10 protein-coding genes are annotated in these 15,091 nt (G+C 51.7%); 4 read left to right on the forward strand and 6 right to left on the reverse strand.

Going from position 1 to position 15,091, the window contains the following annotated elements; translation table 11 throughout:
* Positions 1–39: 39 nt before the first annotated feature.
* Both NSQ73_RS22525 and NSQ73_RS22530 read left to right on the forward strand, forming a co-directional pair.
* Entirely contained in the window at positions 40–1,626 is a 1,587-nt protein-coding gene (locus NSQ73_RS22525; RefSeq protein ID WP_445669585.1) for an extracellular solute-binding protein, read from the forward strand.
* Positions 1,627–1,754: 128 nt separating this feature from the next.
* Positions 1,755–5,969, forward strand: coding sequence for a sugar-binding protein (locus NSQ73_RS22530; RefSeq protein WP_340988260.1), 4,215 nt, complete (start codon positions 1,755–1,757; stop codon positions 5,967–5,969).
* Here the strand turns inward: NSQ73_RS22530 and NSQ73_RS22535 are convergent.
* Together NSQ73_RS22535 and NSQ73_RS22540 are read right to left on the reverse strand one after the other, a co-directional pair.
* A complete protein-coding gene (locus NSQ73_RS22535) occupies positions 5,966–6,427 on the reverse strand; it encodes a flavodoxin domain-containing protein (RefSeq protein WP_340988261.1) in 462 nt (153 codons plus the stop codon). The two genes, NSQ73_RS22530 and NSQ73_RS22535, sit on opposite strands and share 4 nt — an antisense overlap.
* Positions 6,428–6,571: 144 nt before the next feature.
* Positions 6,572–7,159: a TetR/AcrR family transcriptional regulator gene (locus NSQ73_RS22540; protein ID WP_171718937.1), complete on the reverse strand. Its 588-nt coding sequence runs from the start codon at positions 7,157–7,159 to the stop codon at positions 6,572–6,574.
* Positions 7,160–7,318: 159 nt separating this feature from the next.
* On the opposite strand from NSQ73_RS22540, the gene NSQ73_RS22545 reads away from it, so the two are divergent.
* On the forward strand, positions 7,319–8,035 hold the full coding sequence (locus NSQ73_RS22545; protein WP_340988262.1) for a hypothetical protein: 717 nt from the start codon (positions 7,319–7,321) through the stop codon (positions 8,033–8,035).
* Between the two features lie 629 nt (positions 8,036–8,664).
* Here NSQ73_RS22545 and NSQ73_RS22550 read toward each other — a convergent pair.
* On the reverse strand, positions 8,665–10,560 hold the full coding sequence (locus tag NSQ73_RS22550) for a PrkA family serine protein kinase (RefSeq protein ID WP_340988263.1): 1,896 nt from the start codon (positions 10,558–10,560) through the stop codon (positions 8,665–8,667).
* Between the two features lie 170 nt (positions 10,561–10,730).
* On the opposite strand from NSQ73_RS22550, the gene NSQ73_RS22555 reads away from it, so the two are divergent.
* Complete coding sequence (locus NSQ73_RS22555; RefSeq protein WP_340988264.1) at positions 10,731–11,522, forward strand: DUF2161 family putative PD-(D/E)XK-type phosphodiesterase; 792 nt, start codon at positions 10,731–10,733, stop codon at positions 11,520–11,522.
* Positions 11,523–11,832: 310 nt separating this feature from the next.
* Here the strand turns inward: NSQ73_RS22555 and NSQ73_RS22560 are convergent, their stop codons facing one another.
* The 3 genes from NSQ73_RS22560 to licT all read right to left on the reverse strand — a co-directional run bounded on the left by NSQ73_RS22560 (position 11,833) and on the right by licT (position 15,038).
* Positions 11,833–12,018, reverse strand: a complete 186-nt coding sequence (locus tag NSQ73_RS22560; protein WP_340988265.1) for a hypothetical protein — start codon at positions 12,016–12,018, stop codon at positions 11,833–11,835.
* A gap of 118 nt (positions 12,019–12,136) precedes the next feature.
* Positions 12,137–14,035: a beta-glucoside-specific PTS transporter subunit IIABC gene (locus tag NSQ73_RS22565; protein ID WP_340988266.1), complete on the reverse strand. Its 1,899-nt coding sequence runs from the start codon at positions 14,033–14,035 to the stop codon at positions 12,137–12,139.
* A gap of 148 nt (positions 14,036–14,183) precedes the next feature.
* Entirely contained in the window at positions 14,184–15,038 is an 855-nt protein-coding gene (gene licT, locus NSQ73_RS22570; RefSeq protein WP_340988267.1) for a BglG family transcription antiterminator LicT, read from the reverse strand.
* Positions 15,039–15,091 lie beyond the last annotated feature (53 nt).

The following is a 15,091-nucleotide window of genomic DNA, read 5'->3' on the forward strand; positions in this document are numbered from 1 at the left end:
TGATATATAAAAAAACATTTTTTTAAGGGGATGAAGCAATTGGCAACATTCAAGAAAGCCGCCTCAACAGCAGTGATTGCCTGCTTAGCAGTGTCAGCTCTGACAGCCTGTGGTTCAGGCAAGGATTCAACTACTTCGACAGCGGGTGGGACAAGCCCCTCCTCGCAAGCTTCAGCGAAGAAAGAGATCAGCATTTCGATCTTTGACCGTGGCGAAGTGCCTGCTGAGGAGGGAAACTATGAAAGCAATCGTTGGACCGAGTGGATCAATAACAATGCTCCTGTGACTGTCAAGTGGGTGCCGGTTCCCCGGAACGAAGCCCAGACCAAGCTGAATACACTGATTGCTTCCGGCGGCGCTCCAGACCTCATCTGGGAGTACGACCGCAACTACATTGCCCAACTAGTCAATCAGGGTGCTATCCAGCCAGTGGATTCTTATATAGAGAAATACAGCACCTCCTACAAAAAATATTTGGAGGAGCATCCGGAGCTCGACTCCTACCTTACCTTTGACGGCAAAAAATACGCCGTTGCCAGCGTGCGCGGCGTCGAAAGCGTTGCCAATCATGGCATGTGGATCAGACAGGACTGGCTGGATAAGCTGGGACTCAAGACGCCGACAACCGTGGACGAATTGCTCGAGGTAGCCAGGAAATTCAAGGATGACGACCCGGACGGCAACGGCAAGGCGGATACCGTACCGATCGTGTTCAACGGCAATGGCGTGCCGATTATTAGAGAATTATTTATGGCTTCGGAGAGCCAGTGGTATGTAAACGGTGACAAGCTGGAATACGGCAGAGTGACCGAACGCTATATGGACAGTCTGTCCTTCCAAAAGCAGCTTTTCGACGGCGGTCTGATTGACAAGGAGTATATCACAGATAAAAACTTCCAGAGATCCATGCAATTCTGGACGACGGGCAAGGCAGGCATTATGCTGGGATCCTGGAATATGGAAGCCGAGTTCCTTGATTTGAAGAAGAATGTCCCTGATGCCAAGATGACAGCCTTGGAATCCCTTTCCACCCAATATGGCAAAAGCGGCTTGTATCAGGAGGCATCACCGGGAATCTTCGTAACATTTAACGGCAATCTCAAAGAGGACAAGATTGAAGCAGCCTTCAAATTTCTGGATTGGATGATCGACACTGGCTGGAAGCCTCTGAAGTACGGAGAGGAAAATGTGCATTACAAAGATGTAGACGGTGTTCCCCAGATTAGTGATGCTGATAAATTCCGCAAGGAAGTTACTTTTGCCCGCGAGCTGCCTATTGTCAACCAATATGAGCAGAAGCCGGAATGGTTCCCGGTCATGGCGGCCTCCGACGCCTTATCCCAGGAATACGCCAAAGAAAAGGCCAACTCCCTGACTCTGGCTATGAAAAATAAGTATCGCCGGGATATCGCTTACGGTCCGAGCCAACCGGAGGTCAGCCAATTGATTGCCACCTTCTCTCCGATTGCCCAGCAAATTGAGGCCAAGGTAGTGACAGGCGGGACATCCATGACTGCACAAACCGGCATCGATGAAATCCGCAAGGAATGGAAACGCTTGGGAGGGGATGCCGTAGAGAAGACCGTCAACGAGTGGTATCTGGAGAACAAAAGCCAATTAAAATAATTTCATGTTAAGACTGCGGAGCGGGTCAGCTTGAATGGCTTGCTCCGGTTAAATCGGTGTACATCCACCCATGTTTCTGAATTTGCCTTATTAACTATCAGTCTATTATAGGGAAATGGGGTTACGGCATGAAAATTCATTGCGTGAAGCCTATAGATTATCTTTCAAAAAAACTGGCAGCGCTCCTTGCGGCAGTTCTGCTCCTGATGAGTGCCTTGCCGGCCTATGCGGCAATCGACCGGTTATATACCTCACCGGCTGGAGCCACCCCCACGACTCCTGCGGACAATCTGTTCCGTTTGGCAGGCAGCACGCGGGAATTCGTTTTGCTCGACAGTACGGTAACGGCGGGAGTCTACCAGTATTTCGTGCTGTCCAAAAATAATTACGGCACCAGCACCTTTGATCCGGACAATACTGCGAAGTTTGATGTAAGCGATACCAATAATATCGCCTACTGGTTGAATCATGATTTTATTGACCCCAGCTCCACAAGCTCTGTCAAGCTGGAGCCAGCTATCGTCAACCATATTGACTTCCAGCATCAGTGGCTGACTGAAGGCGGTAATGTTAATACGACTTATGCCCAGGACTTCACTACGACGGCCGGCGTCGCCTTACTGTCCCAGACCGAATATGCCCAATATGCCTCAAAATTGGGATATAAGGACAATATGACCGCCTGGGGCTGGTGGCTTCGTTCCGCACGGGGCAAAAATGTGGGCACTAACATTGTACTGTGCGTGCCATCAGGTGGACTAGGAGAAACCTCCGGTGCTGAAGCCAAAACCACTAACATGATCAGACCGGCCTTTTTCCTCAAGGATAGCTTCTTTGGCACCGTAAAACTGGATGTATCTGCCATGGGCAGCAAGGTGAAGCAGGTGCTGCAGGACCACTATTCCATCGAGCAGCTTCGCGACATCGGCTACACCGAACGGGAGCTGGGCCTTATTGGCTTCGATGTACCTGAGATTGTCGAGGTCAAGATGGCCCGGACAGACCGGGTATATAGCCCGGATACCGTATCCTATTCGGTCTATTTCACCAATAATACGGATCATTCGGTAAATTACAGCGTCTATCATCAGATTGCAGGCGGACTGCTGGAGGAACAAACCATCATGGTTCCGGCCTCTCAATCTTTGGTGAAAACCATCATGCTGCCTCCACAATTAAATGGCATCCATTCCCTTCACGTAGAGGTGAAGGATGCTCAGCGCCAGGTGGTCAGCTTCGATTCCGCCACCTTTGCGGTGTTTCCCGATTACGAGCGGCAATTCGGCGATGATCAGTCCTTGTTTGGAGTAGCCACCCACTTTGATCAGAGCAACAAAACGGATGCCGCAGACACACTTTTGATGGAAGGGGCGGGTATCCGCTATATCAGAGATGGTATATCCTGGAACAAGGTGGAGAAGGTAAAGGGTGTTTTTGATTTCACCCAGACCGACAAATGGGTGAATGACGCCGTCTCCAAGGGTATGCAGATTGTTTCCCTGCTTTGCTTTTCCAATTCGCTATATAATGGCGGACAGGATATAAAGGTCGGACCCGCCACCCAGGAGCAACTGGATGCCTATGTCAACTATGTGGAACAGGTGGTAAGCCGCTACAAGGGCAAGATCAACACCTTCGAGCTGTGGAATGAACCAAACATCAGCTTCTGGCAGCCGGAGCCTAATGTCAGCGACTATGCACGTCTTGTGAAAGCCGCTTCGCTGACCATCCGCAGAATCAATCCCGATGCGGTGATCATTGCGGGCAGCGTAGCTAATCAGAACGGTCCCCAATACTTGGATGACATGTTCCTGCAGGAGGTATATCCCTATATTGATGCGGTTTCGTTCCATCCATACGTCTATCCGAACGATCCGGATACAAGCTATGAGGCCAAACTGAAATCATATACCGACATAACCAAGAAATACGGAGCCTGGAAATACCAAAATATTACTGAGGTGGGCTGGCCAACCTCTGCCGATGCCAGAGGCGTCAATGAAGAACTGCAATCCGTCTACCTTACCAAGCAGTTTCTGATTTCTTCTGCCAATGGCATTAGGCAGAGCGCCATCTATGATTTGCGTGATGACGGTACCGACCCTGCGTATACTGAAGACAACTTCGGCATCGTGCGGATTGACCGGATGCCCAAACCAGCCTTGGTTTCCTTTCAGCAGCTCAACAGAGCCTTGGCAGATGCCTACTTTGTCGGTGAAATGAATTCAGGAAGCCAAGTGAAATCTTATTTGTGGAAAAAGGAACAGGAATATGTCATCACTGCCTGGTCCTTGACAGGCGGGAACCAATCCATTGCTTTGACCGGCAATCTGACGCAGACCGACTACATGGGCAATCAGCTTCCATCCCCCGGCTCCGGCAGCAGCTATACCGTCGGCTCCTCTCCGGTTTATTTTACCGGCATTGACCCGGCTTGGGCCAAGGAGCAGTTGAAGGTGTTGGCGGTAAGCCTCCATCAGAATTGGTTAACTGAATGGGGTAGCGCCTTGTCCGCAGCCCCTGCTCTCCAGAGCCAATTGCAAGTTCTGTACGTGAGCGGCTTCGGCAGCGGTGCATACGCCGAGATCAAGGCTTTGGCAGATCAATATGAGCTGCTTGGCCAAGCCATCGTGGAGGAAGCACAGGCGGGAACCTTCACCATGGAGAGTGCGATGAGTATGCTATACGCCTATCACCTGGCCGTGAAGCCATTGGAGGCATTAATGCAGGGCTCACAGAACCAGCCGGCGCTGACCGCCTTGTCCTCCACTGCTGAGCTTGTGAATACGAGCAGCCTGATCCAGGCCAAGCTGCAGAATATTTCTGGAGGCAGTCAGTCATTTGCCCAGGAAATCATGCGACATGCCCGTGAATGGAACGTGAAGGCCAATGCCTATTTGCAGGCTGACCGTCCCGAGATGGCTCTGGCCTGGGATCAGACAGCCGGGCGTTTGGCACGTTGGGCTGCCAAGATTAGCGAATTCGAGGCTGCAGAGCCAACAAACTTGCTGCTGAGCAGCTATCCCTCCAAGGTGTCCTTGTTCGAGGGAGGATCGGCCTCGATCCAGGCTGCCGTAACCAATGCAAGAGCAACAGCGCTGTCCGGCAAGGTTAAATTAGTGGAATCAGGCGCAAACCGAATCATTGCCGAAACAGAAGTATCCGTTGAGCCAGAAACAAATGTGCAGATTCCTTTCACTATTCATTCTTCTGATTTTCAATTAAGCAGCCCCTCTTCTCTTGATCTGATTTTGGAGAATCCAAACGGCGAAGTACTGCGAACCAAAGCTATTCCCGTGAACATTGCCGAAAAGGTGAGTTATAGCCTGAAGCCTAGCGGGCAAACCATGGATCAGCTCGACAGTATCACGGTCAACTTGAACAATCTATTCACTGATGTGCTAAGCGGTACTGTTGAAATTGACCCTCCTCCAGGGTGGATCATGGATGCCAGCAAGCCTTATAGCCTGAGTGCCGGAGAGATTCAAGCGGTGACCTTTTCCGTAAGCTCAACCCGCAACCAACCTTTACACGAATATTCGTTTGCGGTCCGGGTGAAGGACACCGAGGGGAATCTGCTGAAGTCCGCCATACTGCCCTTGAGCTTTGCGGTTATGGTGAAGGCGGAGCAGACTTTGACAACTGCAGGCTTTGACGGCAACCTGGATGCTTGGAAGAAGGCCTATCCCATCTACCTCAATCCGCCTGCCGATCCCCTGTCCGCCGAAGCCTGGCAGGCCAGCAATGTGGCAGCCAGAATGTATACTCAATGGGATGAGGATGCCTTGTACGTGCTAGCCCAGGTGTATGATGATTACCAGTTCAATAATAAATCGGGTATGAATATCTGGGATGGAGATAATGTGCAGATCAGCATCGACCCCTTGAACGACAAGGCCACCAAATACAGCACGGATGATTACGAATATGGCTTTGCTTACACCGGAGCAGGCAATGAGGTGTATTCCTGGCAGGCAGCAACGGCATACGGCCAGAGCTACGGGCAAAAGCCATCGGAATGGGTTCAGGTGCTCCGGGACGAAGCGCTCAAGCTGTCCACATACTTGATCCGGTTGCCCCTGGCTAATATGACGCCTCTTCAATTGCAGGAAGGGACCGTCTTTGGCTTTAACGCAGCAGTCAATGACGCAGATATATTGAACCGGGAGCGCTTGGTCGAATTTACAGGGGGCACTGCCACCAGCAAGAACCCCAGCCTATACGCCAACTGGCACCTGAGGGGGGTGGAGCCGGACTTTCCGGCGTCATCGGTCTTTAGCATTGTTATCGACAGCCTGACCGGAGGCAGCATAACCGCAAGCACTGCCGCAGCAGCCAACTAGTTCACTCTAGGCTTATTTATAATTTGAAGAGACGCACCAGCTGCAAATGCACGGGCATCCGCGAAATCCTGCTCATTGGGATGCCCCTTTTTATCCAGATTGAAGCCCAGCGGGCTGAATTCCCCGGGACAGTTGAAATCACCGATGACGTTACAGCCTTTAGCCGCCAGCTTGGCCTCAACCAGCGCTTTATTCTTGAATTCCCCCGACCCGGATGTGCAAAAAATAAAGACATTCTTGTCCCGGAGCGGCATCCTCTTGATGAATTTGAACATCCTGCGGTGGATTTTGGAGGCGTAAATGCCTGAACCCAAGCCAATCAGGTCATATCCGGACAGCATCTCCGGCTTAATGTCCTCCACTTTGGCCAAATCTGCACCCAGCACTTCCGCCATAGCGGCTGCAATCTTCTGTGTGTTCATGCTGCGGCCTGATCTGTAAATAATGATAGTCTTCATAATGGCGCCTCAATTCGTTATATTATAAACATGAATGAACGTAATTAAATTCATTCATTTCAAACCGGAATAAAATGCCCAGTACATCCACTGAACATTTAATAGTGTATTCTGCCACCGGCCAAACGAAGCCGGAGACCTTTGTCAATGCTGTGTATCCGTCAAGCCTTTCATGATAAACTCGACTAAATAGTCCAGGATTTGCGGAAAATAGCTAACCCCGATCTCTTCCTTGTGAATGTCGATATACGGCACGGAGTTGAACAAGGCAAGAATCATGCCGTCCTCCAGATCCTCTCTGATCTTCCCCTTGGTCTTCCAATGCCGGATTAATTCCAGCGTGCCGCTGTTCATCATTTCATGAATACCCTCTATTCCGCCATGCTCATAGAATTCCTTCTCCAGCTTGCTGAAAAGAGCTTTGTTGTACCATTCCTTCAGGATTGGATTCGTATTGATCCCGCTGTAATTAAGCGCCATGATTTCTTTAAGCACTTTGGCAGGCTCGTCGTCCAGATTGACCGAAGACTGCAGGATGCTCCGCTTCAGCTTCTCGTTCTCCTGCAGATAAATATCGATGAACAGCTTCTCTTTCGAGGCGTAATAATTGTAGAACGTGCCTACAGCGAACCCGCACATTTTGGTGATGTCGGAAATATTGGTGTCCTTGAAGCCCTTGGAGCTGAACAGCTCTTTGCCGCATCTGAAAATCTCAGCCTTCTTATCTTCCATCCGTAAGCCCTCCGTGCCTGAGTGAATAATATTTAATTCATTCATAATGTAGCACAGCGCTGCTGTCATTACAACACACTTTTAACTCCCCTGAATCGTGTCACTTCAATGCTGCGATGAATAGGCTGTTGTAATTAATTGAATAATGGAGGTACCCTCATGACCTTTGATAACGAATATCCGAACAGTCAAGCTTATCCATCCGCCTATCCTTATTCTCCGCGTAACACTTCCTTTCCTTACTCGCATTATTACCATCTGGTCCGCTCAGAACCCGGTCAAACCCTTCCGGCAACAGAAAACCAAAGTGTAAAAAATGAATTCGTAAAAGGGCATATGAACGCAGATGTCGGCAGCGGGCAAGGGATTCATGTAGATGCCGGAGGTGAAGTAGGCGGTAAACACGGCATCGGTGTAAATGCCGGCGGGAATGTAAAATACACCGGCGCTGGTATGCAGGCAGGCGGCCACATCGGCAACACTTCCTATGGAATCCAGGCGCAAGGCAATACCCATCTGGACAGCGGCCAGGGTCTTGGGCTTAATGCAGAAGCCCAGGCCTTCGGCAAGTACGGGCTGGCGGCCCAGGCAGCTACCCAGCTGGGCGGCGGCCAGGGAGCCAATTTTCATACGGGGGCACAAGCCGGAGGTGAACACGGTCTGAGTGCAGAGGCCGGCGGCCATCTGGGCTTAAGTCAAGGTGCAGGGCTCCAGACCCAATTGCAGCTCGGCGGTGACAATGGGCTCGGTGCACAGGCCAAGGCGCAGCTCGGCGGAGGTCAGGGCGCAGGCATAGACGTTACCGGACAGGTAGGCAAATATAACGGACAATTAGGCTTTACCATTGGCGGTAAGGATAAGGAGTCCAAGGAGTAACCGGGCCGGAGGGTTGATCCGCCCCTGACTTTTAGTGCAGGAGGGGGCGGTCAGCCCCTATTCTCCGTGCGCCGGTATACATACGGACAAGCGTGAAGCATATAAATTATATTTCGATTGGAAACAGCTTTATCGCCCTTTTTCAAGACTATACCTCGTCCGCTCAACATCTGTTCAGTAACAGTATCTGTATATGAAAGTTCCGCTGAGCTTTAGCAGAACCGCCGGCGACTTTCAGAAGGATCACTGAGTTGCTGTAGGTCTGGAAACCAGCTGTTCCCACAAGCAAGTGGAAAAAGGTGTCTTAATTATTCGATTTCGGAGGTTTATAGGCCGTTAATTGGAAAAATGACATCTATTGCTCGGGGTTTCAGCGACTTTGAGTGATATGAAACTATTTAAGTGCTCTTTTTCCAACTGCTGTTTTAGCAAGACTCTGTTGTTCATCAGCAAGTGGAGAAAATCCATCTGTTATATTTTAATTCTGGCGCATATTCAAGTGAAAACGGATACCGTCCTTAAGAGGAGGGTATCCGTTTCAGCGAGAAATAGAAGAATAACTTATAGCAAACTTATATCTTAAAAAAAGGACCGCCAGCAGGCAGTCCATACCCTATTCTCTGATAGCTTCAGCGGTTCAGCAGGCTTCCGACATATTTCAGCAGCTCATTGGCGCAGATCGGGCAGTAGTTGTGCTCATCGATCAGGCGGCGGCTGACTTCGTTGATGCGTTTCAGCTGGCTCTCATCCGGCGTTTTGGAGGAGGTGGTGATTTTGACGATATCCTTCAGGTCGGTGAACAGCTTCTTCTCGATGGCTTCGCGCAACCGGTCGTGGTTGTTGTACTCGAACTTCTTGCCCTTGCGGGAGTAGGCGGAAATGCGGATCAGGATCTCCTCGCGAAAGGCCTTCTTGGCATTCTCGGAAATGCCGATCTGCTCCTCAATGGAGCGCATCAGCCGCTCATCCGGCTCCATCTCCTCGTCCGTGAGCGGGTCACGGATTTTGGACCAGTTGCAGAAGGCTTCAATATTGTCGAGATAGTTCTCGAACAGGGTTTTGGCGGATTCTTCAAAAGAGTACACAAATGCCTTCTGCACTTCGCTCTTGGCGAGAATATCGTATTCCTTGCGGGCAATGGAAATGAAGTTCAGGTAACGCTCGCGTTCCTCCTTCGTAATCGAAGGATGCTGGTCCAGGCCGTCCTTGATCGCCCGCAGCACATCCAGCGCGTTCATGCACTGCAGGTCGCCTTTGATCAAAGCGCTGGAGATGCGGTTGATGACATAACGCGGGTCGATGCCGGACATGCCTTCGTCCAGGTACTCGGTCTGCATTTCCTTGAGATCGGCTTCCTTGTAGCCCTCTACCTCTTCGCCGTCGTACATGCGCAGCTTCTTGATCAGGTCCATGCCCTGCTTCTTGCTCTCCTTGAGCCGGGTCAGGATTGAGAAGATCGCCGCCGCCCGCAGCGCATGCGGGGCAATATGCACATGCTTCATATCACTCTGGCCGATGAGCTTGGCGTAGATTTTCTCCTCTTCCGAGACCCGCAGATTATAAGGCACCGGCATGACGATCATGCGCGACTGGAGAGCCTCATTCTTTTTATTGGAAATGAAGGATTTATACTCGGTCTCATTGGTATGGGCAATGATCATCTCATCCGCCGAGATTAACGCGAAGCGCCCGGCCTTGAAATTACCCTCCTGGGTCAGCGACAGCAGATTCCACAGGAATTTCTCATCGCATTTCAGCATTTCCTGGAACTCCATTACTCCGCGGTTAGCCTTGTTCAGCTCCCCGTCGAAGCGGTAGGCGCGCGGATCGGATTCCGAGCCGAATTCCGTGATGGTCGAGAAGTCGATACTGCCCGTTAGGTCGGCAATATCCTGTGACTTCGGATCGGACGGGCTGAAGGTCCCGATACCTACCCGTTCTTCCTCCGACAACAGCACCCGGACAACTCCAACCTGTTCGATATCACTCTGGTATTCATTCTTCAGCCGCATCTGGCAGGACGGGCAGAGGTTGCCTTCGATGCGTACACCCAGCTCCCGCTCGATCTCCGGACGCAGCTCCAGCGGAATCAGATGCAGTGGATCCTCGTGCATCGGGCAGCCCTCAATGGCATATACCGCACCTGCATCCGTGCGCGAATATTGCTCCAGTCCGCGTTTGAGCAGAGTGACGAGAGTCGACTTGCCTCCACTGACCGGTCCCATCAGCAGCAGGATCCGTTTGCGCACATCCAGCCTCCGGGCGGCGGAATGGAAATATTCCTCCACCAGCTTCTCTACCGCACGGTCCAGCCCAAAGATCTCCTGCTCAAAAAACTTATACCGTTTACGTCCGTTGATGTCCTCGACGCCGTGTGACTTGATCATGTCGTATACGCGGGAATGAGCCGTTTTTGCGGGAGAGGGGTCTAGTCTCAGCAGTTCTATATAGTCCTTGAAAGTGCCGCTCCACGCCAAACGGTCGTTCTCAGCCCGATACGAAGCTATACGCTCAAAAATATCCATGGCTCGCTGCCTCCTCTTGCGCTCCTACTTGCTCCACCAAGCTTAGAAAGTGTATTACATACCTATGCGGCGAGCCCGGAATAGTTGACCTCTTTTTTGCTGTGCTATAATAGAGAATCATGATTTCCCTTAAATAATTATGCTGCATTAAGAGCGCAGGAGTGAGTACAATGGCGATCAAACAGGAAACGGAGCTGTATGCTCCTTTGAAGAGTTTTTTTGAGCGGCAGGGCTATGACATCAAGGGTGAGGTGCGGACCTGCGACCTCGTGGGCATCCGGGAGGACGAGGATCAGCCGCTGATCGTGGAGATGAAAAAATCGTTCAACCTCGCCCTGCTGCTGCAGGGGGTGGAACGGCTGCGCCTCAGCCCGAACGTCTATCTCGCGGTGGAACGCGTGCGGGATAAGAAGGGCGCGGTGAACCAGCGCTGGAGCGAGCTCAGCGGGCTGTGCCGCCGGCTCGGACTCGGGCTGATCACCGTCGTCTTCTACAAGACGAAGGCCCCGCTCGTCGAGGTGCTCGCGGAGCCGGGCGAGGCGCCGCCTCAGGCCCGCAGCGCCGTACGCCGCCGCGAGCGCTTGCTCTACGAGTTCCGCGAGCGCAGCGGGGACTATAACACCGGCGGCAGCACGCGCGTCAAGCTCGTGACGGCCTACCGCGAGAAGGCGCTGCGCGTGGCCGCCGCGCTGCAGGCCCTCGAGGCCGAAGCCGCTGCTGGCGCGGCCGGCCTCGCAGACGGGCGCGCCCCGCTGGGCGGCGCGCCTGAGGCTCCGCGCGGCGTGACCCCCGCCGCGCTGCGCAAGCGAAGCGGCGTGACGGGCGCCGCCTCCTACCTGCAGAAGAACTACTATGCGTGGTTCTTCCGGGTCGGGCGCGGCCGCTACACGCTCACGGCCGACGGCACTGCAGCGCTGATCGAATACGCGGCGATCGCGGAGATCAGTGCGGGCAAGCTGTAGCCACCCAACAAGTGGAATAATAGCACTTAACTTCATGACTTTATCCCGTCAGAACGGTTTAGTTGGATAAAAGGCATCTAATTGATCTGATTTCGAATCGAATGGCGAATTCCGAATCAATAGATGTATTATTTCCATTTAAATTCCTGAAATCTCCAGTTTCAGTGGAATTAAATGCTCTTTTTCCACCTATTCCGTGAGGAAGGACAGAGCAGAATTGGGCAGAGCAAAAAGGCACGCATACGCATACAGATACAAAAGGAGTTATCCCGTACGCAGACCCCCTGCGTGGCGAGACAACTCCTTTTTTTCACCCTAGTTCTTTCACTTGTTCTTGTAATCGTTCTTCCAGTCGTTCTTCCAGTCGTTCTTCCAGTCGTTCTTCCAATCGTTCTTCCAGTCGTTCTTCCAATCGTTCTTCCAATCGTTCTTCCAGTCGTTCTTCCAATCGTTCTTCCAGTCGTTCTTCCAGTCGTTCTTCCAATCGTTCTTCCATTACTTTCGCGCCAGACTTACAAGTCTCAGCCCTACTTCCTCCCACACCTTGCAGTCACACCCGCCTTATGCTTTTGGCTTTTCGGCTATCTAACTTTTCAGCTTTCCAGCTACCGTGCCTAAGCAAGCACCGTATACAGCAGCTCCTTCTCCTTAACAGAGGAGCGGCCGGAAGGCAGGATTGAGTTATACTGCTGGATGTTCGTGATAATGACCGGCGTGATTGTGCTGTAGCCTGCCTTCTCGATCTCAACATGATCGAATTCCATCAGCAGATCGCCGACAGACACCTTGGTTCCAGCGGTAACCTTAGGTGAGAAATGCAGTCCCTTCAGCTTCACGGTGTCGATCCCGATGTGGATCAGCATTTCGGCTCCGCTGTCACTGACCAGACCAATCGCATGGCCGCTCTTCGACAGCGAGAACACCGTTCCGTTGACCGGCGATACCACGCGGCCTTCGGAGGGCTGAATGGCAAAACCCTGACCCATAATTTCTTCCGAGAACGCCGGATCATTCACTTCACTCAGCGGCTTCACTTCACCTGCAATCGGACTGAACACTTCTTCATTAACCATCGTCGGTTCAACCCGCGTTACAGCAGACGCAGCCGTCACGCTTGCTGCTGCCCGAGGTGCTGCTTCCATAACCGGCGCTGCAGCGGCCTCAGGCTCATCTTCAAAGCCCAGAATATAAGTGACGATCGCCGCAACCCCGACACCAATCGCAAAACCAATTACCGAATAGACAAACGTAGCACCCAGAACCATCGGAATACCGGAGAGTCCGGTCAGACCGCCAATAACATAAGCTTTTACTTTGAACAAGCTGAGGAACGCACCGCCGACAGCTCCACCGATCAGTGCAGAGATAAACGGTTTCTTAAGACGCATGTTTACACCATACATTGCCGGTTCTGTAATCCCCATAAAGGCCGTAATACTTGTGGACATCGAAAGAGATTTCAGCTTGCTGTTCTTGGTTCTCAGAGACACGCCAAGGGCACTTCCTGCCTGGGCAAAGTTCGCCACCATCATTATAGGAATCAAATAGTCATAACCAAGCTGTGCAATCGAAGCGATCACAATCGGTACCAGTGCATAGTGCATCCCTGTGATTGTCAGCAGGGACATCGTTCCGCCGAGCAGCAGTCCTGCGAACAGACCGGTATTTTCGAACAGCCAGCTGATGCCTCCGGTAAGACCATCCCCGATAATTACACCGAGCGGGCCGACCGCAATCAGGGTAAGCGGCACAATGACAAGCAGTGTTACCGTTGGAACAATAATCAGCTTCAGGGAAGCGTGGGTGATTTTATCTACGGCTTTTTCCACATAGGAAGCGAGCCAGACCGCAATTGCAATCGGAATCACGGACGAGGAATAGGTTGCGGCCACCACCGGCAGCGAAGCAAACGTGACCGTCTCCCCGGACCCCAGCAGCGTAGTAACCGTTGGATGCAGGATCGCAGCCCCTATTGCTGCAGCAATGTACATATTACTGCCCAGCTTGCGGGCAGCGCTGACCGCCAGGACGATCGGCAGGAAGTAGAAGGCGCCATCGCCGATGGCCGAGAGAATGACATAAGTAGAGTTATCCGTGCCCATCCAGCCCAGCGCCACGAGCAGGGCTACAATCCCCTTGATCATCCCCGCGCCGGTGATGGCCGGCAGGATCGGTGTGAAGATCCCCGAGATGAAATCGAACAGCTTGCTGAGCGGATTCTGCTTCTTCTTGTCTACCTTTTCACCGGTAGCCTTCTTCTCAGTAGAACCCGACATGTTGCCAATCAGTTCATTGTAAACTACCGGCACATCATTGCCGATGATGACCTGGAATTGTCCGCCGTTAATCATAACTCCCATTACGCCGTCCGTCTTCTGCAGCGCCGCTTTGTCGGCACGGTTATTGTCATTCAGATTGAAGCGCAGCCGGGTCATGCAATGGGTAACCTGATCGATATTTTCTTCTCCGCCGACCAGCCGCAATATTTCTTTAGACAGCTCATTTTTATTCATATGGGCTAACTCCTTTAGTCTATTATGTAGTTTATTGTGTATTTTCGGCAAAATAAAAACCTAAACACCGGTCCGTGATGCATACTTACGCTCATCACTGTCCGGGTTTAGGTTTTGCCTCCGGGTAGAGTAGCAATCCTGCCCCACATTATTCAGTTACATCATTTTCATTGCGGTTAATCCGTTCAATATGGATAGTCAGGTAGAGAATTTCTTCCTTGGACAAGACCCGCTTGTAAATCTTGCGTGTGTAGTCGGCAATTTTCATCGTACAGGCATATGCTGCCGGGTACTGCTGCATGACCAGATCATGTAGCACATGATCCTTATCCCGGTCCTCAGCGGCGGTACCCTGAACGACCCGCTGCGCGAAGAATTTCAGATGGGTCAAAAAACGGTAATAGCCGAGCGATTCTTCATCCAGCTCAATCAGAAAAGTCCGCCGGACAATGTTTAGGATGTCCTTCACAATATTCGTAATGCTCACCGTCTCACGCATTTCACCATTCATCTGCGCATTGACCAGATGCATTGCAATGAAAGCGCACTCGTCCTCCGGCAGCAGCACGCCAAGCCGTTCCTCAATGATTTGCAGCGCCTTCCGTCCAATGGAGAACTCTTTACGGTACATCCGCTTAATTTCCCACAGCAGTGCATTCTTGATTTGAAGCCCCTGACGGTGGCGGTCGATGGCGAAATGGATATGGTCCGTGAGCGAGATATAGATGCTGTCATGCAGCTTCTCTCCCAGGACCGTTTCGGCATAACGGATCACTTCATCGGTACATTCCACATACTCCATCGGAATATCGGAGAGCAGCGACATCAGCTTCTGTGATACTTCCTTATTCTCCAGAGAGAATACTTTCTCAACCTTGTCCTCTTCAATGTCATCACCAGCCTGCTTCTTGAAGGCAAGCCCCCGGCCCATTACGACCAGTTCCTTCCCGCTGGCATCGATTACAGTTACAACATTGTTGTTGAGCACCTTAGCAATTTTCATTCCATCACCTTACACCGTCAGAGTAATAAAATCACCCCACAAAGTGGGGATAT

Origin of the sequence: Paenibacillus sp. FSL R10-2736, assembly GCF_038000245.1 — a bacterium.
Classification (GTDB): domain Bacteria; phylum Bacillota; class Bacilli; order Paenibacillales; family Paenibacillaceae; genus Paenibacillus_AQ; species Paenibacillus_AQ phytohabitans.

Bases quoted from the DNA above. Each gene is read 5' to 3' on its own strand.
- NSQ73_RS22530 (WP_340988260.1), top strand. From the start codon at position 1,755: ATGAAAATTCATTGCGTGAAGCCTATAGATTATCTTTCAAAAAAACTG.
- NSQ73_RS22535 (WP_340988261.1), bottom strand. From the start codon at position 6,427: ATGAAGACTATCATTATTTACAGATCAGGCCGCAGCATGAACACACAG.
- NSQ73_RS22540 (WP_171718937.1), bottom strand. From the start codon at position 7,159: ATGGAAGATAAGAAGGCTGAGATTTTCAGATGCGGCAAAGAGCTGTTC.
- NSQ73_RS22545 (WP_340988262.1), top strand. From the start codon at position 7,319: ATGACCTTTGATAACGAATATCCGAACAGTCAAGCTTATCCATCCGCC.
- NSQ73_RS22550 (WP_340988263.1), bottom strand. From the start codon at position 10,560: ATGGATATTTTTGAGCGTATAGCTTCGTATCGGGCTGAGAACGACCGT.
- NSQ73_RS22555 (WP_340988264.1), top strand. From the start codon at position 10,731: ATGGCGATCAAACAGGAAACGGAGCTGTATGCTCCTTTGAAGAGTTTT.
- NSQ73_RS22560 (WP_340988265.1), bottom strand. From the start codon at position 12,018: ATGGAAGAACGATTGGAAGAACGACTGGAAGAACGACTGGAAGAACGA.
- NSQ73_RS22565 (WP_340988266.1), bottom strand. From the start codon at position 14,035: ATGAATAAAAATGAGCTGTCTAAAGAAATATTGCGGCTGGTCGGCGGA.
- licT (WP_340988267.1), bottom strand. From the start codon at position 15,038: ATGAAAATTGCTAAGGTGCTCAACAACAATGTTGTAACTGTAATCGAT.